Genomic DNA, 25,052 nt, shown 5'->3' on the forward strand with positions numbered 1-25,052 from the left:
CACTCCTCTTTATAGTTTGCCTTTATTCTACCATTTTTTGACATCAAATGAAAGTAGAAAATCATCCCCTGCCCCTTCATGTAGAAAGATAGCTCCTATCTACTTTGAAGCAAAAAACAAAAAGTGCCTGAGTTACAGTCCTCAGACACTTTCTAATGAATGACATTAATCTTCTTTTGAAGCTAACTCTTCTGCTTCAATGACCGGTTGTTCTCCTTCTTTGAGTTTGTTGACCGTCATATTAACTCCAAGAGCTCCTGCTAGCAATTGACGAATATCAAATCCAGCTCCTTGAGAGACTTGGTCGATACTTTGCATAATATCGCCCACCATCTTAGAAGCATTGCCTTCCCCGTACATGGTGATCTTATCCACCTTGGTTAATGGTTCTGCGACAGCACGCGCAATTTCAGGCAACTTGTCAACGACCATTTCAGTAATGGCTGCTTCTTGCATTTTCTTCATTGCTTCGGCCTTTTGGTCCAAACCTTTGGCTTCCGCTTCTAGTTTCAAGCGAATGGCTTCGGCCTCGGCGCGACCTTTGGCTTCAATAGCTTCGGCCTCTTGCAATTGGGCGAATTTCTCAGCTTCGGCTTGGGCTTTCCGAGCTTCGGCTTCTTTTTGTGTTTCGAAGAGTTCTGCTTCCGCCTTGCGTTGGCGTTCGATCAATTCTGCTTCTGCAGCTTGTTGACGCGCATATTTTTCAGCTTCAGCTTGTTTGCGGATGTTGGCATCCAATTCTTGCTCACGAACCTTAACTTCGCGCTCTTTGACTTCCGCTTCTTTTTCCTGTTTCATGATATTGGCTTCGGCTGCCACGCGCTCTTGTTCACGACGTTGCACTTCTGCCTCAATCCCTTTAGCGGCATCTGCTTTTGCTTGGGCAATATCTGCTTCTTGCTTGAGGGCTGCTTGTTTGAGTTTTAATTCGTTTTGTTTTTGCGCGATTTCAAGATCGGCAGCGACGCGTTTGTCGTTGGCCAATTTATCTTGTTCTGCTTCGACTTCCTTGCGTTCGCGTTCCGCTTTGGCTTTGGCAATCAAGGCATCTTTCTTGATGGTTTCAACATTTTCAATCCCGAGGTTATCGATGACTCCCCCTTCATCAGAGAAGGATTGAACCGTAAAAGCGATGACTTCCAGACCCATTTTGGCCAAGTCTGGTGCTACGTTGTCCTGCACTTTTGAGGCAAACTCTTGACGGTCATTGACCATCTTACGGAGCTCCATCTGACCGATCACTTCCCGCAAGTTTCCTTCCAAGACATCTTGGACAGAATTGGAAATATCTGTCGTATTCCAGTTCAAGAAGTTTTCTGCAGCCCGGGCAATCATTTCATCGGTTGTACCAATTTTTAATTTAACAGCTGCATCGGCACGGACGTTAATGAAGTCCAGTGTTGGGACTGCTTCTGACGTCCGAACATCTGTCGAGAATTGCTCAATATCAAGATAAGAGCGTTGTTCGACAAAGGGAATCATAAAGCCAGCTTTCCCACGCAAGTGACGTTGTTTCCGAAGACCTGTAATGACCACGACTTCGTTGGGTTTAGCGTTCACATAACCTTTAACAAGCAAAATCAAAATAATAACTGTGACTATTAGGCCGGTAATCAACCAACCTGGAATAAATAAAGTATCCATACTTTTTCTCCTTTTTAGAGGTCTACCCTCTGTTGTTTATTAATCCTAGTATATCAAAAGAAGGCCTTTCCTCAAAGAAAAGACCTGTATTTATGTCTAAATTTATCAAATGCAATCTCTAGCTTATTCTTCGTCAAACAAGCCATTTAGACCAGCGAAAGGACTGTTTTCTTCTTTCTTGATCGCTTGAGCAGCTTGGTATTCTTCTTCGGATAGGATTTTCCAATCATTGCCCTCTATAAAACCTTCTCCAGCCTCCTCTTCTGGAGTGAGAACCTTGAGAGGAATATTGAGCAGAATATTATCCGCTACACTCTCACTCAGGTCAATCTTCCCACCTTCGATTGGAAGGATCAAGTCTTCCTCAAGAGCTTCGATATCTGCCTCTGACTGTACATCCTCCGCAAATACCTCTGTTACAGGATAGCTCTCTTGAATCTCGACAGGCTCCATGCTTCGGCTAGAGGCCAAAACGATGGTATAGCTCAACTGGTAATCCAAGACATAGAGGCCTGTATCATAGGCTACTCGTCCTGCCACTGTCACATTCTTTAAATCAAGAATTTCTGGATTACGCTTTTGCAATTCCTTGAGCAAATCCAACTCTTGATCAAAGGCTAGTCCTTCAGGATTTTTACGGATTTCTTGTGTAAATAAGTTCATTCTTTTGTCCTCAAATCTTCTAGATACTACTAGTATATCATGAAGCTGTCCCTTCAACCAAGATGTCTCCTCAAAAATTTGTTATAATCATGAAAAAAGATACAGAGACTAGGCAAATTGGTGTTGTACACAAGGGTCCCACCATCTCTTGGACAAAAGAGGTTCACTTGCTAGGGCATTGAGCAATGTTAGATAGAGGAGAATTCATGAAAGAAATCGGAGCAGTTTTTCGGCAAATACGTGAAAGTCGCCACATCTCTTTAGAGGAGGCTACAGGTGGCGAATTTTCGCGCTCCATGTTATCTCGATTTGAAAGAGGGGAAAATGACCTGACGACGCAACGGTTTTTTCAGGCCCTTCAACAGATCAAAACCAGCCTCAGTGAGTTTTCCCATCTAGCTGGTATCGATCAGCACTCCTTTATTCCCAAATTGTTGAAAGAGCACTATGAAAACATGAGCTTGGAACACGACCAAGCCTTGTACCAAAGCTACCAACTAGCCTATCAGAAAGATCACAAAAAAGAAGACTTCTTAGCCAGCATTATTCTCAAGGCCAAAATACTTGGCTTATATCCTGAGGTAGAGTTGGCTGCTAGCCAAGAGGAACTAGATTTCCTCTATGACTACCTCTTCTCTGTCATGGTCTGGGGAAATTTTGAGTTAAGCCTATTTTCACTGACCTCTCCTCTTTTCTCTAGTCAGCTCTATCGACAATACACAGAGGAGTTGGTCCAACGGGAGGATTTCAAGCTTCTCCTAGATTCCTCTCGTCCTGCCATCAATTCTATTTTCCTTAATGGCTTCTTTCTCGCCATTAGTTCAAATGAATTTGAAGATGCATCTTTTTTTGACCACCTAATTAACGACCACTTTTACTCTGAGAACGAAGCCTACCTTCGGACGGTTTATCTCTATGCCAAAGGAGAATTTCTCTATCGAAAGGGAGAAAAAGAAATCGGTCTTGAAAAGATGGAACAGGCCATCCAGGTTCTCTCTATTCTGGATTGTAAGGACAGTGCCAACTACTACAAACAGGGCCTGCAAGAACTGATCAAGGAATCCTGAAAAGAGAGTGGGACAGAAATTGGTAATTCGTTAGAATTCGATTTCGTCGTCCCACCTCCGCACAGTTGAGTAGGGATGTAAAAGCTGATAAAATCAGCGTAGTAGAGCCCACTCAAACCACTGCGTCTTGCTCGACAATCCAAAGATAATTGAGAGGCTAGGACTTTTGTCCCAGCCTCTTTTTGTTGAAAATATGCAACATTTTGTTTTTCTTATTCTTGAGGTCTACAATAGGATCATCAAGCAAAGAAAGAAGGTCCCTTCCATGATGATCAAACTAAAAAGATATTTCCTTCATTTGTTTCTCAAGCATACCAGCGTCTACCTAAAAGATCAGAAACTTCTTCTCTCTGATGATGAGAAATTACAGGTCTTTAAACAGATTGTTCGATCCATCAAACAAGCTCTACCCACTGATCACGTGAAGGAGGAAGGCTTATGAAACTCTTAGCTCGTAATAAAATTTTTGCCTTACTCAGTCTTTCTCGCTTTTTGAATACCCTTGGTGCCGCCATCTACAATCTGGTTTTCGTGGTCTTTGCTGCCAGCATGCCTCAACCGAGTCTGGCGGTTGGCATTGCTAATCTCATTGTGTTTATTCCAAGCCTCTTTAGCATTTTTGTTGGCATGAAGGCTGATCATACGAAGAAAAAAGCTTACTGGTTGATCCGTATCGGCTATCTCCAAGCCATCCTCTTCATCCTTATTGCTCTCATGACCAAGATTCCAGGTTACCTAGCCTTTTCGATTGTTTGCTTCTTAAACATTGTTTCGGATTGTTTGAGCGATTATCGCGGGGGGCTACAACTTCCCATCATGAAAAAGAACATCTCTAGCGAGGATTTGATGGAGGCCTACTCCTTCAATCAACTACTTAGTATGGTCTGCTCGATTTCTGGACAAGCCCTGGGAGTTTGGCTGCTAGCCATCAGCCATCAACATTTTGCTCTGGTCGCTTCGATCAATGCCGTGACTTTTCTCCTGTCTTCCACTTGTCTCCTGATGAGAAAAAAGCAGCTGACACATGATCCCGTCATTGAGCCCCAAAATAAGAATTCTTTGGTACACGAATGCCAAGAGATGTATTCCAATGCCAAAAATATTTTTGCAGATGAGGAGGTCCACCACTTTGGCAAGTTGCTCTTCTCATTGGTTCTCATCAATGCTTTAGGGGGATCCATCTCTGGTATCTACAATTTGCAACTGCTTGACTCCCCCTTCTTTCAGTTGAGCTTTAGCCAATCCCTCTTGATCTTAGAGGCAGTGACTATTTTAAGCATGGTCTGTGCTAGTCTGACACCTCACGATTATTTTTCCAAGCAAAGCCTCCACCATATCCTTCTGTGGATAGCAGGTGGGCTGACTATGCTTGGGCTCACAAATATTCTGGTGCACTGGGATTTCCTTTCCCTTCTACTCATCACTTTCCTTGGTTATCTTGTTGCAAAAATCAACCCAAAAGTTTCCAGTCTTTTAATGAGTAAATTACCCGCTGAAAAATTAGCTTCTACCTCTAGCTTTTTGGGACTGATGGTCAGCTTTGCCATGCCCCTTGGAACAGCTCTCTTTTCTAGTCTAGCTATCTGGAGCCTTCCCCTAGCTTGGGGGACCTTTGCTATCCTTGGTTTCACTACCCTCCTCTTAACTACCAAATAAAAAAACCACCGTTTGGTGGATTGAGATTTAGGACAAAGTTATCTTTTATACAATTCTATTAACTTCTATAAAGATAAATACTTTTTATTCTTTAGAGTTATTCAATCATCTACTGAAACTTTCCGCCGTGAGAAAAGTGCTAGAAACAAGGTTGTTTCTAGCACTCGGGAGTTTTGGAACCTTAGGTACAAAACTAAGTCATGGAACTTCATAGAAGTTCGCTGACGTCCGTACTCACCTAAGGAAAGGTTCTAAGATGATTGTATCTTCAATCTGAATCCACTGTTTGGTGGATTTTTTTACATATTTTTTAATCTTTCAACCCGCTCGGCAATGGGTGGGTGGGTATAAAAGAGCTTTTGAAATCCGGATTCTTTTTTAGGATCGTTGATAAAGAGAGCACTACTTGCACTATCGACTTCTCGTTGCATAGGCACACTGTTATCCAGTTTCAAAAGAGCATTGATCATTCCTTGAGGATTCCGTGTCAATTCGACACTTGAGGCATCCGCTAGGAACTCCCGTTGACGAGAAATGGCTAACTGAACCAAAGTCGCTGCTAATGGAGCTAATACGATGGCAATCAAGGATAGGATCAGAATAATAATTTCTAAACCACTGCCCCCTTCTCGATCATCATCCCGTCTACGACCACCGCCCCACCACATCATCCGTCCTCCAATACTAGAGAGCATGGTGATGGCACTAGCAAGGGCAACTGCAATCGTAGAGATGCGGATATCGTAATTGCGAATATGGCTGACTTCGTGTCCGATGACTCCCTCTAATTCCTCACGGTTCATCACAGCCAGAAGACCTGTCGTTGCTGCAACAGCAGCATTTTGAGGATTAGACCCTGTCGCAAATGCATTCATGGAGGGATCATCTACAATATAAACTCGAGGCATAGGGATTTGAGCTACCATAGCCATATCTTGGACAATATGGTAGAGTTGAGGGGCTTGCTCTTCCGTCACCTCACGCGCCCCGTTCATCCGCATCACAACTTCGGTTGATTGGAAAATCATGCTAAAGGCATAAATCCCACCAATGATTAAAGCTAGGATGACGCCTCCAAGTGAGGATCCTAACCAGAGGTAGCCTACGGCTGCTCCGATGAGAGCCAAGAGTATGAAAAAAGCAATAAGGAGAATCCAAGTTCTCCTTTTATTGCTTGCAATTTGGTCAAAAAGCATATTAGTCTCCTAATCCGCTAAAGTCCACCTTTGGTACTGCTTTTTCTTCTTCAGGCACTTGAAGGAATTCGGCTTGTTTGAAGCCAAACATTCCAGCAATCACGTTTGTTGGGAAAGTTTCCAACTTGACATTGTAATTGCTAGTTACACTGTTGTACAATTGACGAGCATAAGAAATTTTGTTTTCTGTGTTAGTCAATTCTTCTTGCAATTGCATGAAGTTGGTGTTAGCTTTCAAGTCTGGGTAGTTTTCTGCAACCGCAAAGATACCTGCCACTTGACGTGAAAGAGCATCACTGGCTGCCATTGCTTCTGCAGGTGAAGATGCTTGCGCTACTTGTTGGCGAAGTTGAGTTACTTTTGCTAGTGTATCTCCTTCGTACTTAGCATAGCCTTTAACGGTTTCGATCAAGTTTGGAATCAAGTCATTCCGACGTTTCAATTGCACGTCAATTTGACTCCAAGCTTCACGAGTTTGCATCCGACTTTTCACTAAACCGTTGTAAACTCCTACTACCATCAACACAAGGACCACTAGGACCCCAAGAATAATCCAAATCATTTTATTGAATTCCTTTCATTTCTTTAGTACCAGTATATCAAATTTCCCTTATTTTGTGGTAAAATTATCTTATGAAACCAGAAGAATTTTATGACCGTTTAGCCGACCTCGGCTTCCCACTAACTGATCGACAAAAAGAGCAATACGAACGCTATTTCGAGCTCCTCGTGGAATGGAATGAGAAAATTAATCTCACCGCTATCACCGATAAAGATGAAGTCTATCTCAAGCATTTTTATGATTCTATCGCACCTATTTTACAAGGTTTAATCGAAAATCAACCCATCCGTCTCTTGGATATCGGCGCTGGTGCTGGCTTTCCGAGTCTACCAATGAAGATCCTATTCCCTGAGATAGATGTGACCATTATTGATTCCCTCAATAAGCGAATCAATTTCCTTCATTTACTAGCTGAAGAGTTAGGCTTGAGCGGAGTTCATTTCTACCATGGACGTGCTGAGGACTTTGCACAAGACAAGGCCTTTCGTGCCCAATTTGATATCGTAACTGCCCGCGCCGTTGCCCGCATGCAGGTCTTGTCTGAACTGACCATTCCCTATCTGAAAGTAGGGGGACAGCTTCTTGCTCTGAAGGCTAGCAATGCTCCAGAAGAGTTGGAGGAAGCCAAAAACGCCCTCAATCTGCTCTTTAGCAAGGTTGAAGACAATCTACAGTATGAATTGCCTAATGGGGATCCACGCTATATCACTCTTGTAGAAAAGAAAAAAGAAACCCCTAATAAATACCCAAGAAAAGCGGGCATGCCAAATAAGCGTCCGTTATAAGATGATACTAAAAAGAAGCTGACAGTTTGTCAGCTTCTTTTTGAATAAACTAATTTTTTTAACTCTTGCTCTAGGGTATGGTAGTGATGGCGCTCTAAATGAACTCCCTTGGTCGCCACAACCATACTTGCAAAACGGTTAGCAAAGGTTAAGGCATCCTCCACATCTAGCCCTTGCAAAGATGCCGCTAAAAAGGCTCCCAGATGACTATCTCCTGCTCCTACGGTATCACGCACTTCTGTCGGAAATCCGGCCACCTCGTAGAACCTACCATCGTATGCGATCGCTCCTTTTTCTCCCAAGGTGACGATGACTAACTGACCCGTTCTTTGGTAGAGCTTCTTAGCAGCATCAGCAATCTCTTCACAAGCTGAAAAAGCCTTGGCTTCTGCCTCATTGACATGGAGAATGGGGTGGAGATCATAGATGGCTTCCAAACGCTCCTCGGGAATCAAGAGTCCTCGAGGTCCTGGTGCAAAGATGACTTGACCTTTGATTTTTGACACAGATTGAATCAGTTCCAATCCAGTCGGCTCTTCTACTTCAAGGCCACAGAGATATATAGAGTCGTAGCTTTCCTGCTCCAGAGACTGGAGCCATTCCTTCTGAAAACTATATTCTACTCCATGATCTGATAAAAAAGTCCTTTCACCATCCGACTCAATAAAGCAATAACAACAACCATTTGCCCCGGTTACTGAGATTGGAGTCTGGATGCCCAGCCTCTTGAGTTCTGCCTTGACAAAGTCCCCGTAGACACCTGTCCCCACTGGCGAGATGAAGTCAACATTTTGACCCAAAGCATGAAGTACGGAGACGACATTAAAGGCACACCCTCCAAGAGACCAAGTCTGCTCATGGATATGGGCGTCTCCTTCCCGACTCGGTAGTCGATCCAGATAGACCATAACATCGCAAACAGTAGATCCAATCACTAAAGCTTTTGACATGGGTTTCCCCCTCCTATTCTCTATTCTCAACATGGAAAAATAACCAGCACCGGATCGTGCTGGTTAGCAACTAGTCACCCCGATAGACCGGTTGCGGTCCAAATGTTTGGGAAACCGGCATGATTTCAATGCGGTTGACATTGACATGCTTGGGCTGTTGGATGAGCCAAGCTACGGTATTGGCAATATCTTCTGGCTGAATGGCATGGGCGTCTCGATAGAGAGCCTCTACCCGTTTTTCATCCCCTTTAAAGCGAACCACCGAGAACTCGGTCCCTTCACAGAGACCTGGCTCAATATTGGTCACCCGAATCTGTTTTCCAGCCAAGTCCGCACGCAGATTTAATGAAAACTGTTTAACGAAGGCCTTGGAAGCACCATAAACATTGGCCCCTGGATAAGGCACCGTCCCAGCAGTTGACCCCATATTGATGACATAACCATCATTTCGTTCCACCATCTGTGGAAGGATTTGCCGGGTCAAATAGGTCAGACCGATAATATTGGTCTCAATCATGGTCAACCAATCTGCAAGATCTGCTTCATGAGCTGGGGCGAGGCCTAGGGCTAAGCCAGCATTATTGACCAAAACATCCACTCTCTCCCAAGCTTTTGGCAAACTGGCAAGTGCATGATCCACCTGAGAAAAATCCGTCACATCCATTTGAAGGGGATAAAAAGCTTCGCCCAGCTCTTCTTGAAGAGCCTGTAATTTTTCAATGCGCCTAGCAGCACCGATCACGCGATGCCCATCGGCAACTAAGCGGTGACAAATGGCTTGGCCAAAGCCAGCAGATGCTCCCGTTACTAAAATTGTTTCTGCCATTTTCTTACCTCCAAGGATTATAGAAGCGACCTTTGTTTACCCAAATCAGGACGAGACTCAAGACCACCATAAAGATTGACCCTAGGATAATCAAGCGATCAGGAGTGGTCATCTCCTGGTAGGTGTACCAGGTCCGTTTTTTATTTTTTCCAAAGCGACGCAGTTCCATGGCCGTAGAGATCGTTTCAATCCGCTCCAAAGAACTAAAAATCAAGGGAGAAATCATCTGAAGATTTCCCTTCACCCGTTGGACAAAGTTGGCCTTTTTGGACAACTCCAAGCCTCTGGCTTCTTGCGAGAGCTTGATAATCTGGTATTCCTCCTGCACATCTGGAATATAGCGCAAGGTCAAGCTCACTGAGTAAGCAATCTTGTAGGACACCCCAATCTGGTTGAGACTCGAAGCAAACTGACTGGGATGGGTGGTCATTAGGAAAATAAGAGCTAAAGGAATGGTACAGACATACTTCAAAGCGAGGTTGAAGAGATAAAACAACTCTTGGGCTGTAATACTATATGCCCCTAAACCATCTAGAAGAACTGTCTTTGCTCCATAGATTTCTACCCCATATTGAGGGGCAAAAAGATAGACCATCAAGACATTTAGCAGGGCAAAGACTAGGGCAAAGCTCAGAACAAAGGAGATGTCTTTCAAACGAATGCCTGATGTTGCAAATAAGGCGAGGGCACCCAGACCAATAACCAACAACAAGCGTGTATCGTAACTCAACATGGCAGCTAATGATACCAAGAGTAAGAAAAGAAGTTTGCTAGCGCCTGAAAGGCGATGCAGAAAACTGGTTCCGGCATGGTAGCCGACTAAGCGATTATTCATGACCTTCCCCCTTCTGATTCATATAAAACTGGGTCAAGGCAAGAGGATCGACACCAAGTCGATTTGCCAAGGCGAAAATAGACGTTTCTTTCAAATTAGCCCGTCTCAAAATTTCTGGTTGGGTCAAGAGCTCTGCCGGTGTCAAATCAGCCAAAACCTGCCCATCCATGACCACAACTGCCCGGTCCGAATAATCCAGCATGAGCTGCATATCATGGGTAATCATGACAATGGTATGCCCTTTTTGATGGAGTTCATCAAGGAAATCCATAATTTCCGTATAGTTTCGTTGGTCCTGACCAGCCGTCGGCTCATCGAGGACGAGAACATCTGGTCCCAAGACAAGGATAGAGGCGATGGTCACCCGCTTTTTCTGGCCATAGGACAGAGCAGAAATCGGCCACTTACGAAATTCGTAGAGACCACAGGTCTTCAAGGCTTGATGGACACGACTTTCAATCTGGTCCTCTGGAACATTTCTCAAGCGAAGACCCAGAGCCACCTCATCAAAAATCATGTTGGTCGAGATCATCTGGTTGGGGTTTTGCAAGACATAGCCCACGCGCTCTGCCCGCTCCTTGACACTATCTCCCTTGATATCCTCTCCCTTTGAGAAATAGGTTCCTTCCGTCTGGATAAAGCCACAAATTGCCTTAGCAAGGGTTGATTTTCCAGCCCCATTTTTACCAACAATGGCCAACCGTTGGCCTTTTGGAATGGTTAGAGAAAGGTCTTTTAGAATGGGTTGCCCTTCTCGATAGGCAAAGTTCAAATGACCAAGTTCTAGGATTGTATCTGCCTCTGCTCCTTTTTCAAAATGAGGAGTTGGGATATCCACTGATACATCCCCAAGTGGTAGTTTTTCTACCTTGTCCAAATGCGGTAGCTTGCTGATATTCTGGCCTAACTGGCGAAGAGTTGTTAAATAGAGGGGTTCACGAATCCCATTTTCAGCCAGCAGTGTCGTCCTCAACAACTCATCTGGGCTCCCATTAAAGAGGACTTGCCCTTGATTGATCAAGATGACCCGATCGATGGGACGGTAGAGTACATCCTCTAACCGGTGTTCGATAATAATGGTGGTCGTCCCCTGTTCTTCATGAATCTGATCGATCAGATCAATAATATCCTGACCCGATTTGGGATCTAGATTAGCCAGTGGCTCATCAAAGAGTAGGATCGGACTTTCGTCAATCAGGACACCCGCCAAGCTGACCCGTTGTTTTTGCCCACCGGATAAATCTTGAGGCCGATGGTCCAAGAGCTTGCTCAAATCTAAACGCTCCGCCCAGGTATGGACCCGAGATTTCATACTTTCCAGCTCCACCATATCGTTTTCAAGGGCAAAAGCTAAATCTTCTGCAACACTGAGACCAATAAACTGACCATCTGTATCCTGCAAGACCGTACTGACCAAATGAGACTTCTCGTAAATACTGAGATCAAAGGCTTCTTTCCCCTGAATGAGGAATTGCCCACTACTAGTTCCCTTATAGATATTAGGGATAATCCCATTTAAACACTGGCCAATGGTTGACTTACCAGAGCCAGATGGCCCGACAATCAGGACCTTTTCCCCCTTATAAATGGTTAAGTTGAGATTTTTCAAAGTTGGCTCAGACTGGGCCTTGTATTGGAAGGAAAAATCCTTCAGTTCAATCATTGCTTCTTTCATTTAGTTCGCCTTTTCCCATAAGAGCGCAAATTGGATGGCTAAATCCGCGATTCGATCCTTGCTATCTAAATCCTCATGACTAGATAAGGTTCGGATATCCCATTTTTCTTCCGAGAGGTGGTCTGCTGCGTAGAAGAAATGGCAGAGCTCAAAGCCCCGAAAAGCTGCTAAAGCTGCCACTGCCGAACATTCCATATCTACACAGATGGCTCCTGCTTCCATTCGTCGCTTCATCTTGTCGATGGTTTCCCGGTAGGGAGCATCTGTCGTCCACACTTTTCCTTTCTGATAGGAAACCTTGTGACTATCCAGAAAAGCTTGGAAGAGAGGAAGGCTTTCCTTATTTACTTCCACTTCATCACTAGCCGGAAGATAGTGATAGCTGGTCCCCTCGTCTCGAAGAGCAGCCGTTGGAATGATAATGGAGGTCGCTTCGATATCTCGATCTAAAACCCCACAGGTCCCAAAGAGCACCAGTTTTTCCATCCCAAATTGAATCAAATCCTCTATAATCCCTACACAGGAAGCAGCCCCAACTGGTGCATTAAAGACAGCAATCTGTTGGTCTTCAATCGAAATCCCATAGACAATGACTTCAAAGTTGGCCATGGAAGTTCTTGTAATTACCTCATGTTCATAATTTTCAAGGAGGCGCGCAAAAGTTACTCTTGAAAAGCAAGAGATGACTACTTTGGGAAATCCTTCAATAGGACCATGTAGGTCTTGTGGGTTGATAATCGCCTGTCGATTGGCATCAAATTCTTCTAACAGCATCTCTGACTTCTCTTTCATTCATTCTACTTCTAGTCCTCTATTATACCACAAAATCGGCCTCTTTCCTTCTAACAAAGGGGAAAGCAAGCCCACTTGTTCGCCTTTTGTGATGGGAAACAACAGAGCTGTCCTCCAAAAGGAAGAAGGATTCCTCAACCACTGCGTCTACCATTGACCTCTTTCATGATGAAAATAGATAGCTCCTGCCTCGCTTTTTTATTTCTAGGCTCGGGAAAAGGGAGAGGGACAGAAATCGATTACCATTTAAAACGACGGTTTCGTCGTCCCTCCCCCGCAAAGTTGAGTAGGCCCGTCCAAGCGAGAATTAGAGCGTGGGAGGGGCCACTCAACCACTGCGTCGATCGTTAACCTCTTTCCTGATACAAAAATGAGAACTTCAATGATTCCCTTCTCGCTCTCTCGTTTCTTGGCTCGGGAAAAATTCGTTTACAAAACGAGCCTCGCTTTCTCGTTTTCGGGCTCGGGAAAAAAATATTTACAAAATATTTTTTTTCTGCTATACTTCATAGAAGCAAAGGTTTTTAATGTCATCCTGTGAGGTGACAAAGACACAGAATATGAATAATCTGAGGGCCCTTGCTATGCAAAAATATTCATGGGCTCTTTTTTGGTGCCCAAAAGTGAGGTTATTATGAAAGAAGAATCAACTGTTGATTTGCTCCTGGATGTCGACCAAAGTCCGGCACCCCTAAAAGGAATCTTATTAAGTTTCCAACACGTTTTCGCCATGTTTGGGGCTACCATTTTGGTACCACTCATCTTGGGCATGCCCGTATCCGTTGCCCTCTTTGCATCAGGTGTTGGGACACTGATCTATATGACTTGTACCGGCTTTAAAGTCCCTGTCTACCTCGGATCTTCCTTCGCCTTCATCACAGCCATGGCTTTGGCGATGAAGGAAATGGGAGGAAAAGTCGATGCAGCCCAAACAGGGGTTATCCTGACCGGTCTGATCTACGTGCTAGTCGCTGCAGGGGTTAAAGTAGCAGGCACTCGCTGGATTGACAAATTGCTTCCTGCCGTTGTTATTGGACCTATGATCATCGTCATTGGTCTAGGACTTGCAGGATCCGCTGTTAAAAACGCTGGTTTTGTCGAAGGGGGAGATTGGAAAAATGCCCTTGTCGCTGTCGTAACCTTCCTGATTGCCGCCTTCATCAACACCAAAGGAAAAGGTTTCTTCAAAATCATTCCTTTCCTCTTTGCCATTATCGGTGGTTATGTCTTCGCAGTTTGCTTGGGTTTGGTGAACTTTGATCCGGTCCTCAAGGCTAACTGGTTTGAAATCCCTGGTTTCTATCTTCCTTTCAATACGGGTGGGGCCTTCAAACAATACAACTTATATTTCGGTCCTGAAACCATCGCCATCTTGCCAATCGCTATCGTAACTATTTCAGAACATATCGGTGACCATACCGTGCTTAGTCAAATCTGTGGCCGTCAATTCTTGAAACAACCGGGACTTCATCGTACCCTTCTTGGTGACGGGATTGCAACATCTGTATCAGCCTTCCTTGGTGGTCCAGCCAATACCACTTACGGTGAAAATACAGGCGTTATTGGGATGACTCGCATCGCTTCTGTTTCCGTTATCCGAAATGCAGCCTTGATTGCTATTTCCTTGAGCTTCCTTGGTAAATTTACTGCTCTCATTTCTACCATTCCAAACTCTGTTCTCGGTGGGATGTCCATCTTGCTCTATGGGGTAATCGCAAGTAATGGTTTGAAAGTCTTGATCAAAGAACGTGTTGACTTCAGCTTGATGCGCAACTTGATTATTGCAAGTGCCATGTTGGTTCTTGGACTCGGTGGAGCAATTCTGAATCTTGGTCCAGTGACCCTATCAGGAACAGCCCTCTCCGCTATGACAGGAATCATCCTTAACTTGATCTTACCACATGAATCAAACTAAAAGAAAAAGTTCTCAACACTGAGAACTTTTTTTATTAGAGTTGGGCTAATTGCAACAAGCGTTCTTTGGACAATTTTTTGATTTCAATTTGATTGGCATCCAACAAATCAAATTCACTTGAGTCCAAAGCATCCAGTAGGGCTTCTAAATTCACAGCCCCCACCGGCTTATAACTCTCTGGCATATCGGGATTTCCAGTGATTTCCACTAAGTTCACTTTCCAGTCGATGACTTCATCCATATTGACCTTCTCTACAAACTCTGCTGGAACAAAAGGCACTCGTGGCAAGACAGTATCCGTATCTTCTGTTAGACTGTAACTGCCAATAATGCCTCCCGTTTCGTTCTGACGGTAGAAACGAACTTGACTAAAGAAGGCGGAGCTGTATTGAACCTTTTTAACCACTTGACCGAACTCCTCTAAAGGTTGAGCGGAGTCTAAAATTTTACGAAGGAGCTCACGATCCAAGATCACAGAATGAGCAAATCCCTGAAGTTGATATTGATGAAGGTCTGGATCTTTTTCTAGATTCTGTAGATTCTTCAGCAAATAGTTCTCATAGTCAAAAGAGAAAATAGAATCTGCGTCATAGCTGGTTCCTAAATTATCGTGAATCTCATTCCCCAACTGACGAGCTAGGGCACTGAGCCATTCCAAGATGAGTCGCCAATCTTCAAGGGTGGCAAAATCTGCAAGGATGAACTGATAAGCATGCTCTTGATCCAGATAACGAAGGATGATCGGCAAGCAACTCTTGCCATAGCGGATACACATCATGGCTGGAAAATCTTTGAGAGAGCGACCAAGCATGGCTTCCTCAAAACTGTAGGTAAGAACTCCCTCCACCAAATTCAATACATCTTTAGCTGGCATCACTTTTTGATAGCCAAACATACTCTTTTTATTTCGAATTGAAAACACAACTGACATTTGTTTTCTCCTTTTTGTAATCGCTTACCAAATTATAGCACAAATTTTCATGACTTTCCATAGAAAAAAAACAGCCAAAAGGCTGTTTTTAACTTATGCAAGAGTTCCATCAAGCGTCTCACCGATAACAGCCAAACGCTCAGCAACCTCTTCTTGTGACAAGTTGTGTTCTTCTACATAGCGATTGCGTGGATGAACACGGCACTCATGTGAGCAACCACGGAGGTACTTGTCTTCATTTTCTTCTGAAGTCAAGATGCGGCGGTTACAGAAAGGATTTCCACAGTTGACATAGCGTTCACATGGTGTTCCATCAAACCAGTCTTTTCCGACAACACTTGGATCAACATGGTTAATATCGACAGCAATTCGCTCGTCAAAGACGTACATTTTCCCATCCCATAGTTCTCCTTGAACTTCTGGATCTTTTCCGTAGGTTGCAATTCCGCCGTGCAATTGACCGACATCTTTGTAGCCTTCACGCACCATCCAGCCTGAGAATTTCTCACAACGGACTCCACCTGTACAGTAAACTACGACACGTTTGTCCATGAATTTTTCTTTATTATCACGGACCCATTGTGGCAACTCACGGAAATTGCGGATATCTGGACGAATAGCACCACGGAAGTGTCCAAGGTCGTACTCATAGTCGTTACGAGTATCAAGGACAACTGTATCTTCATCTAGGAGGGCTTCTTTAAATTCTTTTGGAGACAAGTAAGCACCTGTCGTTTCAAGGGGATTGATGTCGTTATCAAAGTTATCATCCTCTAATCCAAGGTGGACAATCTCTTTCTTATAGCGGACGAACATCTTCTTGAAGGCTTGCTCTTCTTCCTCATCCATCTTGAACCATAGGTCTTCCATACCCGGAAGGCTGTGAACGTAGTCCATGTATTTTTGCGTCGTTTCGTAATCACCAGAAACGGTTCCGTTGATTCCTTCGTCAGCAACTAGGATACGGCCCTTGAGCCCGATTGATTTACAGAAAGCCAAGTGATCAGCCGCAAATTGTTCTGCATTTTCGATGGGAACATATTTATAGTAAAGTAAAACACGAATAGGTTTTGCCATAAGATTCTCTTTTCTAAGATTAAATTATCAGAATTTTTCATTCAACTATACCAGTATACTCTCCCCAGAAAACGAATGCAATTTATTTGACTGAAAAATAAAAGCCTGGGGTTCCAGACTTTTACACGATGAAACCAAGATTTCAACTTCCTACTCTTCCTTTTCCAACTGATCCAGATAGGCGTCATAGCGTTTTTTCTCTACTTTTGCAAGCAGCATCACAACAGCATTCACACCCCCTATAATTGGGAAATTCAGTAAAAAAGTAATAGGAAGTACGAGCAAGAATTTTGAATGAAAAGGATTATGGTGATAGACAGCTTGGTTTAATTGATAATTCTGAGCCCAGATGAATAAGGAAAGAATAGAGGTCACTGCTACCATACCAGTTAGATTGAGGTAGCTATAGCTGATAAACCGTACACCCAATCGTTGACATCGAACCGAATAATACAATCCTGACACAATGAGTAGACTTACGACCATGATTGGACTCAGACCGACCTGAGAAGTAAATATAGACCCCACACTAAAAACGGTTAAGGCAAGAAACAGAAAACCAGCCGTCTCCGCACCAGCTTTATTGGCCAGTCCTTCCTCTCGTTCATCTATGATTTGTTTGTTCATCAAGTGTACTCTCATCTATTCCTCCTCTAATTCTGCCTCGATCTTCTTCTGTTTTTTCCGATTGATCAGTCCTAGTGGTTTCTCTAACAGATAAGTCAAAAGGGCAAAGACGAAAATGGCAAGGACAATTTTGAGCAGATACTTGGGACTGAACATAAAGCTCATCGTTTCCCGCTTCCCAATTACATCTGTTGCGATCACAAATAAGGCAAATAAGACGCCTGATCCGATGCGGCTCAACCAGCTATTTTTTTCTAACATATCTCGAATGTCAATCCCTGAACTGATCCTTCTTACAAGGGCATAAGCCCCCATGGCAATCAAGAGAATAAGTTCGGGCATATAGGCTACTAGGGTTAAGTCCAGAATACTAGCTTTCACAAGGACAGATAGGGCAATAAAGCAAGTCATTCCTAGAACAAGTTCCCCTGCAATTTTTCCATCAACCAGCATGGTCCGTTCATCTTTTACAATTGGTTCTTTCTTTTGTTTCATTTTCTTCCTCTTTCTATGTTGAAACTGTTACTCCCAGAACAGTTGATCCAGCGTCTTATCCAAGGTCTTACAAATAGCAAGGCAGAGGCTGAGGGTCGGATTGTACTTCCCTGCCTCGATCAGGCCAATGGTCTGGCGTGTCACCCCGATGGCATCTGCAAGATCCCCCTGGGTCATATCATGCTCGACCCGGGCCATTTTTAATTTGAGATTTTTCGCCACAGGCTTTTCCTTTCTTGTTTTTATAACTCTATTATACACTATATTTTATATTTTGCAACATATATTTTGCATTTTGTAAAAAATATTTTTGGTAAACAAAAAAAAGCCTGGTTTCCCAGACTTTATCTTCTTATTTATGATTAGTCTTTAGACAAACTTCCATCTTTTGTTTGGGTACGAGCATAGGCAATCAAGAGAAGAGAACCTGCAATAGCTACAACTAAAGCATTGACAGAACCTGCTACAACACCTTGTAGGAAGACTTTATTTGGATTATCGTGGTAGATCAAGACATCCCCAACCGGAGCAATGACTCCCCAAATAAGCAAGTTGGCAATGACTTGCACAACGTTAAAGACGATCAATTCTTTCTTGGTCACTTCTCCTTTGAGGTCACCGATTTGTTTGCGGAAGAAACCAACAAAGAGACCAAACAAGCCACTAGAAATGATCCAAGTCCACCAAAGACCTCCAGACATAGCATCTTTGATAGCATGACCGATCAAGCCCATTAAGAAGCCGACAATCGGACCAAAGACTACACTAAAAAGTGCTTGAAGCGCAAACTGCAACTGAATGCTGGTATTTGGAGCTGGCGCCGGAATTGGAATCATCGCAATGACCACAAAGAGGGCTGCTCCAACCCCGATAGCTACAACATCCTTAATTGAAAAAGCTTGTTTTTGTTTCATATTTTATCTCCTATTAATTTTCCATTTTTCTAATTTCGATATGCCAAGAAGCCCCAACTCCTACGTTATAGGCCTTGGCAAAGGATCCTTGATTGATAGCAAGACCAACACGGTAGAGGGAATTGATATAGAGGATTGGCTGTCCAATCCGCACATCGGCGAAAGACTTGCCGTAGGTTACTTGGTTTTGGTAAACCAGCATGTCATTGTTATAGATGGTTACTTCAAAGCGTTCCCCAAATTCGGGTTCCAAATGATTAAACTCTTCCCGAGTAATCGAGGTCCACAGAGAACCAAAGCGCACATCCAAGATGTCAACGGCTCCTTTGACAAGATTGTCCTCCATAACAGTTTCCACCACTGGAATTTCTACAATGTGTTCAACACTGAGTTCTGGCCCCACTTCCTCAAAGCTGATATGGCCACTGGCTAACTTAGCTCCTGTATAGGCATAGACATCACGCCCGTGGAAGGTATAAGAAAACTCTGTATTGGCCCGGCGGTTCTTCACCTCTGAAATCTCACGAATGGCAACGATTCCTACATGTTTCTTGATGAAAGAGAGGGTCCCATTATCCGGTGTAACAATGTATTGATTCTTGGCCGTTTTGGCTACAACACTTTTACGTTTGGAGCCGACACCCGGATCGACGACCGATACAAAGGTTGTCCCTTCTGGCCAGTAATCCACCGTCTGAAAGAGGCGGTAACTTCCTTCAAAGATATTATAAGGTGTAATGTCATGAGTCAAGTGGTGAATCTTGAGGGTTGGTGATTCCTCTAAAGCTACTCCAATCATAGCAGAGACAGCCCCATCCACCAGACCAAAGTCTGACTGAAGGACTAGTAAATTATTGTGCATGTTTCTTCTCCATCATGTTATTTTCTATTTAGTTTTTGACAGACCAAGTATCCAAGAAGATAACCTAGCAGAGCTCCAAGAAGAAGGGTCAGTAAAAACCAGCTCACCGTTCCCATATTCGACGGTACCATAACGCGTTCGATATAATCCACCGATTTCCCACGGGCTAGTAAAGAAGCACGATAACTAGCTGGTTGGAACCACATCATAAGGATAGGCCCTGTCGTCGTAAAAGAAAAGAGGAGGAAAGACACCGCATTGCCTAACTTCGACTGGTAGTGGCCACGGCCTGCGACCAATTCTGCCAAAAGCCCTCCAACAAGAGCAGGCAGAAAAGCTCCAGCTCCATGACGAGTGAAAAGGAAAAAAGCACCAATCACAAGAGCAACGACTAGAATGGCTCCTGTTCGTTGAATTTTCTCAACATAGACCTGATAGATTCCTCCACCAACCAGGGCAGAGAAGGCTGGAGCATAGAACATGTTGCCTTGATGATCAACCAGACTTCCAAGTAGGACACCTAAGCCAATGGCAAGAAAATACAAGCCTGCAAAGGCCGCAACCTGCTTAAACTGATGTTTCTGTATTATTTTCATGTATCTATCCCATCCTTACCGGTGGCTAATTTTCTTGGTCAAGAAATCACCGATAAACTGAATAAAGAAAATCAAAAGCAGAATCAAGAAGGTTGCTAGCAAGGTAACGTCATTATTAAAGCGTTGGTAACCATATGAAATAGCGACGTTTCCGAGACCACCTGCTCCAATCGCACCCGCCATGGCTGTTTCACCAACCAAGGAAATGAGGGTAACGGTTGTGACACGAATCAAATCAGGAAGTCCTTCACGAAGGTAGACACCAACAATATCCCAAAATGTTGCCCCACTAGCTTGAGCTGCTTCAATCACCCCACGGTCCAATTCAGACAAAACGACTTGAACTTGGCGAGCAAAGAAAGGAAAGACAGCTAAAGATAGGGGAACTAAGGCCGCCGTAGGACCAATCCCAGTTCCGACAATCATACGAGTAAAGGGATTAATCAAGGCTAGCAAGATGATAAAAGGAATGGCACGGAAGATGGACGTGATTTTATCCAAGATATGGAAAACCAATTTATTCTCGATAATCCCACCAGGTGCTGTCAAGACTAATAATAATCCTGCAATGAGTCCCAATAAACCACCAATCACAAAAGAGATAAAGGTCATGTAAAGGGTCAGATAAATCGCTGTTCCCCATCCAGCTTGGCCACTCCAGCCCATCCGGTAAACATTTGGTAGATAGGTTTGAATAAAGTCAATCATGCATTACTCCCTTCTTTTAAGACACGCACAGAAACACCTGCTGCTTGTAGATCCCGCTGTGCTGCAGTTAGATTCGCTGCTTCCCCAGTAAGGATAACAACCAACTCACCAACAGGGGTATGATCCAAAATTTCAATATTTCCGTGTAGAATATTAGCAGACACTTGGTACTGTTTATAAATATCGTTGATAATCGCTGTGTCTGTCACCGAACCAGAATATTTCAAATGGGCCAAAACAGAATCAGCCGGCAATTTCTTAACAATTTGTTGCTGGTTGATTTTCACCATAGCTTCCTCGATTCCTGTTGCAGTTGTGATGAAGTCTTGTGTCAATTCGTTCTTAGGATTAGAGAAGATGTCTAAAACAGAGCCTTCTTCAATCAATTCACCATTTTGCATGACAGCCACCCGATTGGCAATGTCTTTAACGATCTGCATTTCATGGGTAATCAAGACCACTGTCAAGCCCAACTTCTGATTCAGCTCTTGCAGAAGAGCAAGGATTTGTTTGGTCGTTTTTGGATCTAGTGCGGATGTTGATTCGTCAGAAATCAAAATCTTTGGATCGTTGGCGAGCGCACGCGCAATCGCCACCCGTTGTTTTTGTCCACCTGACAATTGAGCAGGATAGTTGTCCGCCCGATCTGACAGACCAACTAGTTCCAACAACTTGGCTACTTTTTCAGCCTTTTGCTCTTTAGATAAGTCTGAATGTTTAAGGGCAAAGGCCACATTTTCAGCAGCGGTCATTTGGGCCATTAGATTGAAATGTTGGAAAATCATACCAATGTCTCGACGTTTTTGGCGTAAAGCCGCAGCATTCAAGGTCACCTGGTCTTGATAGATGACATCGCCATCTACGGTAATAGTACCTGCTGACGGTACTTGCAAGAGATTGATGACCCTTACAAGAGTTGATTTCCCAGCTCCAGAATAACCGACAATCCCGTAAATATCCCCTTCATTGATATGAATGGTCACATCCTTCACGGCTGTAATTTCCCGTTTTTTCTGATGAAAGGTAACATCGATATGGTCCAGTTTGATAATTTCTTTACTCATAACTTGTGATTAACTCCTTAATTAATTCAATATGGGTATAGTAGTCTGCAATTTTCACATTCTCATCCCCACCATGATCTCGACTATTGGCATTTCCAATACCAAAGGCTGCCATTGGAACTTGCAAGGCCTCAAAGACTGTATGCATGGGACCAGTGCCTGCAGTTGTCGGAAGGACACAGACCCCTTCTGGATAAAAGCGTTTGGCCAGATCAATCACATTGAGGATGGACGGCGCACTCATATCACTCCGATAGCTCATTTCCCCTAGTGTGAAAACAAGTTCAATCTTCCCAAAGCCATTTTTATTCAACTGAGCACGAATCAATTCTAAGACTTGTTTGGGTTCCAGGCCTGGTACCAAACGAACTTCCATCTTGGCTCGAGCTTCTGCAGGGAGAATCGTCTTGACACCTTGCCCCTGATATCCTGTCCCCAAACCTTCAATGTTCATGGCTGGCTCAAAATAAAAACGTTTCAAGAACTCACTTCGTTCCTCTTTCAAAATAGGCAATTGGAGATTATAGATTTCTGTCACATCGTCTGCCGTTTTATTGGCATAACGATCAATCAAGGCCAGTTCCCGCTCGTTAGGCTCCTCAATCAATTCATAGAGGCCATCCACCAGGATCCGACCGTCTTTATCTCGTAGACTCGACAAAGCATTGAGCAGATACCAGGATGCTGAATCCACTACTCCACCATAGCTGGAATGGATATCCACATCTGCACTTTTGACCACCATGTCAAAGGTCACAATCCCCTTGTTTCCACCTGAGATTTCCAGTTCTCCTTGTTGGTTGCGGGTACCTTGTTCCCAAACTAAGAGATCTGCCCCACGCAAATGCTTTTTGTGCTTGGATAGATACTTATCCAGATCGGTCGAAGCAGATTCTTCTGCCCCTTCGATAATGAAGGTAATGTTAACCGGCAGGTCGCCATTTTCACGGATATATTTTCGAATAGCCGTTAACCGCGCAGTAATATGACCCTTGTCGTCATCTACCCCTCGACCATACATGGTCCCGTAATGGACAGACAGCGTAAAGGGATCACTCGTCCAAGGTTGGTCACCATCTGCTGGAACTGTATCGTAATGGTTGTAGAAAATGATGGTCTTCGCATCCGGATTAGGTGAAACAAATTTAGCAATAACAAATGGCGCTGTGTAGCTGTCATCCACAGTTACCTTAGCCCCCGCAGCTGTGAAGATTTCTCCCAAGTAGGTTGCTACTTCTTTTAAACCAATCTTCTGGGCAAAGATAGACCGCTTGGAGATGAGGGTCCTCAGGACTTCAAAATAATGCTGAGCCACCTCATCATTTTCAAATTTGCGTATTTGTTCTGTCTCTCTTGGATTGGACATCATTTCCTCCTTCTATACACGATAAGAGGTAGAGAAAACCTTCTCCACCTCTCTATTCATCCTCTCAATTACCAAACTGGTTGGTCCATACCGTCTGAAGATTCTTCAATGACTTTCTTCACGTTATCAGTATGGTAGGCTTTAATAATGGCTTCGATTGCTTTCGCTTTATCAGATGATTTCCAATCTTTCTTAGCTGCAATCAAGTTGTACCATTGTTTAGAGTTGCTGTTTGCTTTTTCTACAAAGAGAGCTTTCTTGTAATCAATACCTGCTTCACGAACAAAGGTGTTATTGATGATTGCTGCATCAACTGATGGAAGTGAAGAAGCTGTTTGAGAAGCGTCCAACTCAGAAATTGTCAAGTTCTTTGGATTGTCTTTGATGTTGCTGATAGTAGCCAATTCCCCATCTTTTGTATCCAACTTGATCAAACCAGCTGATTCCAATACATACAAGGCACGGCTTTCGTTTGTTGGGTCGTTTGGTACTGCAATCGTTCCTTTTTCAGGAATGTCTTTCACATCTGTGTATTTGTTCTTCCCATCTTTTGTACCAGAGTAAAGACGGATTGGCGCAATATAAGTATCTGCTACAGAAACTAGGTCTGCACTGTTTTCTTTGTTCCAGTTTTCAAGGTAGTTGTAATGTTGGAAAGCGTTGATATCCACATCCCCATCACGAACAGCTTGGTTTGGTTGAGAATAGTCTGTAAACTCAGTGAATTCCAACTTGATGTTAGCTTTTGCATCATCCAAGTTCTTTTGCACTTCTTTCCAACGAGCTTCTTCTGTATCGCTTAAGCTCATCACCCCAACTTTAACAGTTGTCACACCATCTTTATCAGATGATTTAGATGATTTTGAAGACCCACATGCTGCTAAGGCAAAGGTTGCAACGGTAGCAAGAGCTGCTACACCAAAAAGTTTTGTTAATTTCATATTCTTTCTCCTTATGATGTTTTTAAATAACCTTATTTAATATCAGAAGCTTCTGGAAGGTAAGTTCCACCGAAGTACTTCTTAGACAATTTTTCCAGTGTCCCATCTTCGTACAACTCTTTGATCCGTTTGTTGACGAAGGTTTCCAATTCTTTCTCACCTTTGGCAAGGATTGGGTATACGTATGGTTGTTGATCGCTTGGTAGTTCGATGACCTCCAAGTTATCCAAGCCTTGGTCCTTGATGATGGCCTCAACTGTCAAGCGTTCAAAAATCTTATAATCCGAACGGCCATCGCTCAAATTAGACAGAATGGATTGGATGGTCCCCTCTGTATATTTGAGCTCTGTTGGATTGTCCTTATGCTCTTTATTGTAGGCTTCCAATTGTTTCGCTGTAGAAGTTCCTTGGATGACCTCTGTAGACTTGCCACCGATATCATCTAATGACTTGATGCCTGAATCTTTACGGACTACTAAGACCACTGGGTTCTTAGCGTAAGGATTTGGGTACAAGTATTTCTCCGCACGTTTTTTATCGTAGCTAAGGTTGCTGACACCGATTTGGTAACGATCTCCGTCTAAACCAGCAAAGATAGAAGACCACTCTGTCTTATTAAAGTTGACTTCGTATTTATCTGAACCTTTGAAGATTTCACGCATAACTTCGATTTCGTAACCAGTCAATTCCCCATCCTTATCATAGGTGAAGGGTTTGGTTGTCCCAACTGTTGCGACTTCAATGGTCCGTTTTCCACTTGATTTACTTGATGACTTGGATGAGCAGGCAACCAAAGTCCCAACTGCAGCTAAGCCCACAAGGCTCAAAGCAACATATTTGATGAATTTATTCAATTTCATTTGTTCTCCTTTTTCACTAAAATTGTTTATTCCTCTGTAAAAAAA

26 protein-coding genes and 2 pseudogenes are annotated in these 25,052 nt (G+C 43.6%); 5 read left to right on the forward strand and 23 right to left on the reverse strand.

From position 1 onward, the window contains the following. Window positions 1-165 precede the first annotated feature (165 nt). Both K1J10_RS00250 and K1J10_RS00255 read right to left on the reverse strand, forming a co-directional pair. Window positions 166-1,644: a flotillin family protein gene (locus K1J10_RS00250; protein WP_223355490.1), complete on the reverse strand. Its 1,479-nt coding sequence runs from the start codon at window positions 1,642-1,644 to the stop codon at window positions 166-168. Between the two features lie 123 nt (window positions 1,645-1,767). Beyond that, window positions 1,768-2,307 (reverse strand): YceD family protein, encoded by a 540-nt coding sequence (locus tag K1J10_RS00255; protein WP_223355491.1) that lies wholly within the window; start codon window positions 2,305-2,307, stop codon window positions 1,768-1,770. A 206-nt stretch (window positions 2,308-2,513) separates the two neighbouring features. Here K1J10_RS00255 and K1J10_RS00260 point away from each other — a divergent pair, with 206 nt between their 5' ends. From K1J10_RS00260 to K1J10_RS00270, 3 genes are all read left to right on the forward strand, one after another. After that, complete coding sequence (locus K1J10_RS00260) at window positions 2,514-3,374, forward strand: helix-turn-helix domain-containing protein (protein ID WP_223355492.1); 861 nt, start codon at window positions 2,514-2,516, stop codon at window positions 3,372-3,374. A gap of 265 nt (window positions 3,375-3,639) precedes the next feature. Further along, on the forward strand, window positions 3,640-3,816 hold the full coding sequence (locus tag K1J10_RS00265) for a hypothetical protein (RefSeq protein ID WP_223355493.1): 177 nt from the start codon (window positions 3,640-3,642) through the stop codon (window positions 3,814-3,816). Beyond that, window positions 3,813-5,030: an MFS transporter gene (locus K1J10_RS00270; RefSeq protein WP_223355494.1), complete on the forward strand. Its 1,218-nt coding sequence runs from the start codon at window positions 3,813-3,815 to the stop codon at window positions 5,028-5,030. Before K1J10_RS00265 ends, K1J10_RS00270 begins: the two co-directional genes overlap by 4 nt. A 299-nt stretch (window positions 5,031-5,329) precedes the next feature. On the opposite strand, the gene htpX is transcribed toward K1J10_RS00270, so the two are convergent. Beyond that, window positions 5,330-6,226, reverse strand: coding sequence for a zinc metalloprotease HtpX (gene htpX, locus K1J10_RS00275; protein ID WP_223355495.1), 897 nt, complete (start codon window positions 6,224-6,226; stop codon window positions 5,330-5,332). Window position 6,227: 1 nt separating this feature from the next. Continuing rightward, a complete protein-coding gene (locus K1J10_RS00280; RefSeq protein ID WP_003013312.1) occupies window positions 6,228-6,788 on the reverse strand; it encodes a LemA family protein in 561 nt (186 codons plus the stop codon). Between the two features lie 71 nt (window positions 6,789-6,859). Between K1J10_RS00280 and rsmG the strand changes: the two genes are divergently transcribed. Next, complete coding sequence (gene rsmG, locus K1J10_RS00285) at window positions 6,860-7,573, forward strand: 16S rRNA (guanine(527)-N(7))-methyltransferase RsmG (protein WP_223355496.1); 714 nt, start codon at window positions 6,860-6,862, stop codon at window positions 7,571-7,573. Between the two features lie 29 nt (window positions 7,574-7,602). Here the strand turns inward: rsmG and K1J10_RS00290 are convergent, their stop codons facing one another. The 6 genes and pseudogenes from K1J10_RS00290 to K1J10_RS00310 form a co-directional block, all read right to left on the reverse strand. Next, window positions 7,603-8,523 carry a carbohydrate kinase family protein gene (locus K1J10_RS00290; protein ID WP_223355497.1) on the reverse strand — a complete coding sequence of 307 codons (921 nt, stop codon included), beginning with the start codon at window positions 8,521-8,523 and terminating at the stop codon, window positions 7,603-7,605. A gap of 70 nt (window positions 8,524-8,593) precedes the next feature. After that, window positions 8,594-9,349, reverse strand: a complete 756-nt coding sequence (locus tag K1J10_RS00295) for an SDR family oxidoreductase (protein WP_223355498.1) — start codon at window positions 9,347-9,349, stop codon at window positions 8,594-8,596. Window positions 9,350-9,353: 4 nt separating this feature from the next. Further along, a complete protein-coding gene (locus K1J10_RS00300) occupies window positions 9,354-10,184 on the reverse strand; it encodes an energy-coupling factor transporter transmembrane component T family protein (RefSeq protein ID WP_223355499.1) in 831 nt (276 codons plus the stop codon). Beyond that, a pseudogene (locus tag K1J10_RS10780) lies at window positions 10,177-10,974 on the reverse strand (energy-coupling factor ABC transporter ATP-binding protein); the annotation flags it as partial. The pseudogene K1J10_RS10780 and the gene K1J10_RS00300, both read right to left, overlap by 8 nt. Before the next feature lie 33 nt (window positions 10,975-11,007). Next, a pseudogene (locus K1J10_RS10785) lies at window positions 11,008-11,859 on the reverse strand (DUF3744 domain-containing protein); the annotation flags it as partial. Further along, entirely contained in the window at window positions 11,860-12,633 is a 774-nt protein-coding gene (locus K1J10_RS00310) for a nucleoside phosphorylase (protein WP_223355557.1), read from the reverse strand. A gap of 652 nt (window positions 12,634-13,285) precedes the next feature. On the opposite strand from K1J10_RS00310, the gene K1J10_RS00315 reads away from it, so the two are divergent. Then, window positions 13,286-14,566 (forward strand): uracil-xanthine permease family protein, encoded by a 1,281-nt coding sequence (locus K1J10_RS00315; RefSeq protein WP_223355501.1) that lies wholly within the window; start codon window positions 13,286-13,288, stop codon window positions 14,564-14,566. A gap of 34 nt (window positions 14,567-14,600) precedes the next feature. On the opposite strand, the gene K1J10_RS00320 is transcribed toward K1J10_RS00315, so the two are convergent. From K1J10_RS00320 to K1J10_RS00380, 13 genes are all read right to left on the reverse strand, one after another. Further along, window positions 14,601-15,497: a DUF4299 family protein gene (locus K1J10_RS00320; protein ID WP_223355502.1), complete on the reverse strand. Its 897-nt coding sequence runs from the start codon at window positions 15,495-15,497 to the stop codon at window positions 14,601-14,603. A gap of 93 nt (window positions 15,498-15,590) precedes the next feature. Further along, window positions 15,591-16,574: an oxygen-dependent tRNA uridine(34) hydroxylase TrhO gene (gene trhO, locus K1J10_RS00325; protein WP_223355503.1), complete on the reverse strand. Its 984-nt coding sequence runs from the start codon at window positions 16,572-16,574 to the stop codon at window positions 15,591-15,593. A gap of 150 nt (window positions 16,575-16,724) precedes the next feature. Continuing rightward, window positions 16,725-17,216, reverse strand: a complete 492-nt coding sequence (locus K1J10_RS00330; protein WP_223355504.1) for a DUF6773 family protein — start codon at window positions 17,214-17,216, stop codon at window positions 16,725-16,727. After that, entirely contained in the window at window positions 17,217-17,696 is a 480-nt protein-coding gene (locus K1J10_RS00335; protein WP_223355505.1) for a DUF6773 family protein, read from the reverse strand. It lies immediately after the preceding gene. 27 nt (window positions 17,697-17,723) lie between these two features. Then, complete coding sequence (locus K1J10_RS00340; RefSeq protein WP_003005328.1) at window positions 17,724-17,918, reverse strand: helix-turn-helix transcriptional regulator; 195 nt, start codon at window positions 17,916-17,918, stop codon at window positions 17,724-17,726. A gap of 140 nt (window positions 17,919-18,058) precedes the next feature. Further along, window positions 18,059-18,610, reverse strand: a complete 552-nt coding sequence (locus K1J10_RS00345) for an ECF-type riboflavin transporter substrate-binding protein (RefSeq protein ID WP_223355506.1) — start codon at window positions 18,608-18,610, stop codon at window positions 18,059-18,061. Between the two features lie 13 nt (window positions 18,611-18,623). Further along, window positions 18,624-19,472 carry an SAM hydrolase/SAM-dependent halogenase family protein gene (locus K1J10_RS00350; RefSeq protein WP_006595737.1) on the reverse strand — a complete coding sequence of 283 codons (849 nt, stop codon included), beginning with the start codon at window positions 19,470-19,472 and terminating at the stop codon, window positions 18,624-18,626. 17 nt (window positions 19,473-19,489) lie between these two features. Next, complete coding sequence (locus tag K1J10_RS00355; protein WP_223355507.1) at window positions 19,490-20,068, reverse strand: MptD family putative ECF transporter S component; 579 nt, start codon at window positions 20,066-20,068, stop codon at window positions 19,490-19,492. Window positions 20,069-20,083: 15 nt separating this feature from the next. Next, a complete protein-coding gene (locus K1J10_RS00360; RefSeq protein WP_006595735.1) occupies window positions 20,084-20,776 on the reverse strand; it encodes a methionine ABC transporter permease in 693 nt (230 codons plus the stop codon). Next, window positions 20,773-21,840, reverse strand: coding sequence for a methionine ABC transporter ATP-binding protein (locus K1J10_RS00365; RefSeq protein WP_223355508.1), 1,068 nt, complete (start codon window positions 21,838-21,840; stop codon window positions 20,773-20,775). Before K1J10_RS00365 ends, K1J10_RS00360 begins: the two co-directional genes overlap by 4 nt. Continuing rightward, on the reverse strand, window positions 21,833-23,206 hold the full coding sequence (locus K1J10_RS00370) for a M20/M25/M40 family metallo-hydrolase (protein ID WP_223355509.1): 1,374 nt from the start codon (window positions 23,204-23,206) through the stop codon (window positions 21,833-21,835). Before K1J10_RS00370 ends, K1J10_RS00365 begins: the two co-directional genes overlap by 8 nt. A 68-nt stretch (window positions 23,207-23,274) precedes the next feature. After that, window positions 23,275-24,147, reverse strand: a complete 873-nt coding sequence (locus K1J10_RS00375; protein WP_135782720.1) for a MetQ/NlpA family ABC transporter substrate-binding protein — start codon at window positions 24,145-24,147, stop codon at window positions 23,275-23,277. Between the two features lie 32 nt (window positions 24,148-24,179). Continuing rightward, window positions 24,180-25,007 (reverse strand): amino acid ABC transporter substrate-binding protein, encoded by an 828-nt coding sequence (locus K1J10_RS00380; protein ID WP_006595731.1) that lies wholly within the window; start codon window positions 25,005-25,007, stop codon window positions 24,180-24,182. Window positions 25,008-25,052 lie beyond the last annotated feature (45 nt).

This window comes from Streptococcus australis (assembly GCF_019930045.1).
Classification (GTDB): Bacteria; Bacillota; Bacilli; order Lactobacillales; family Streptococcaceae; genus Streptococcus; species Streptococcus australis_D.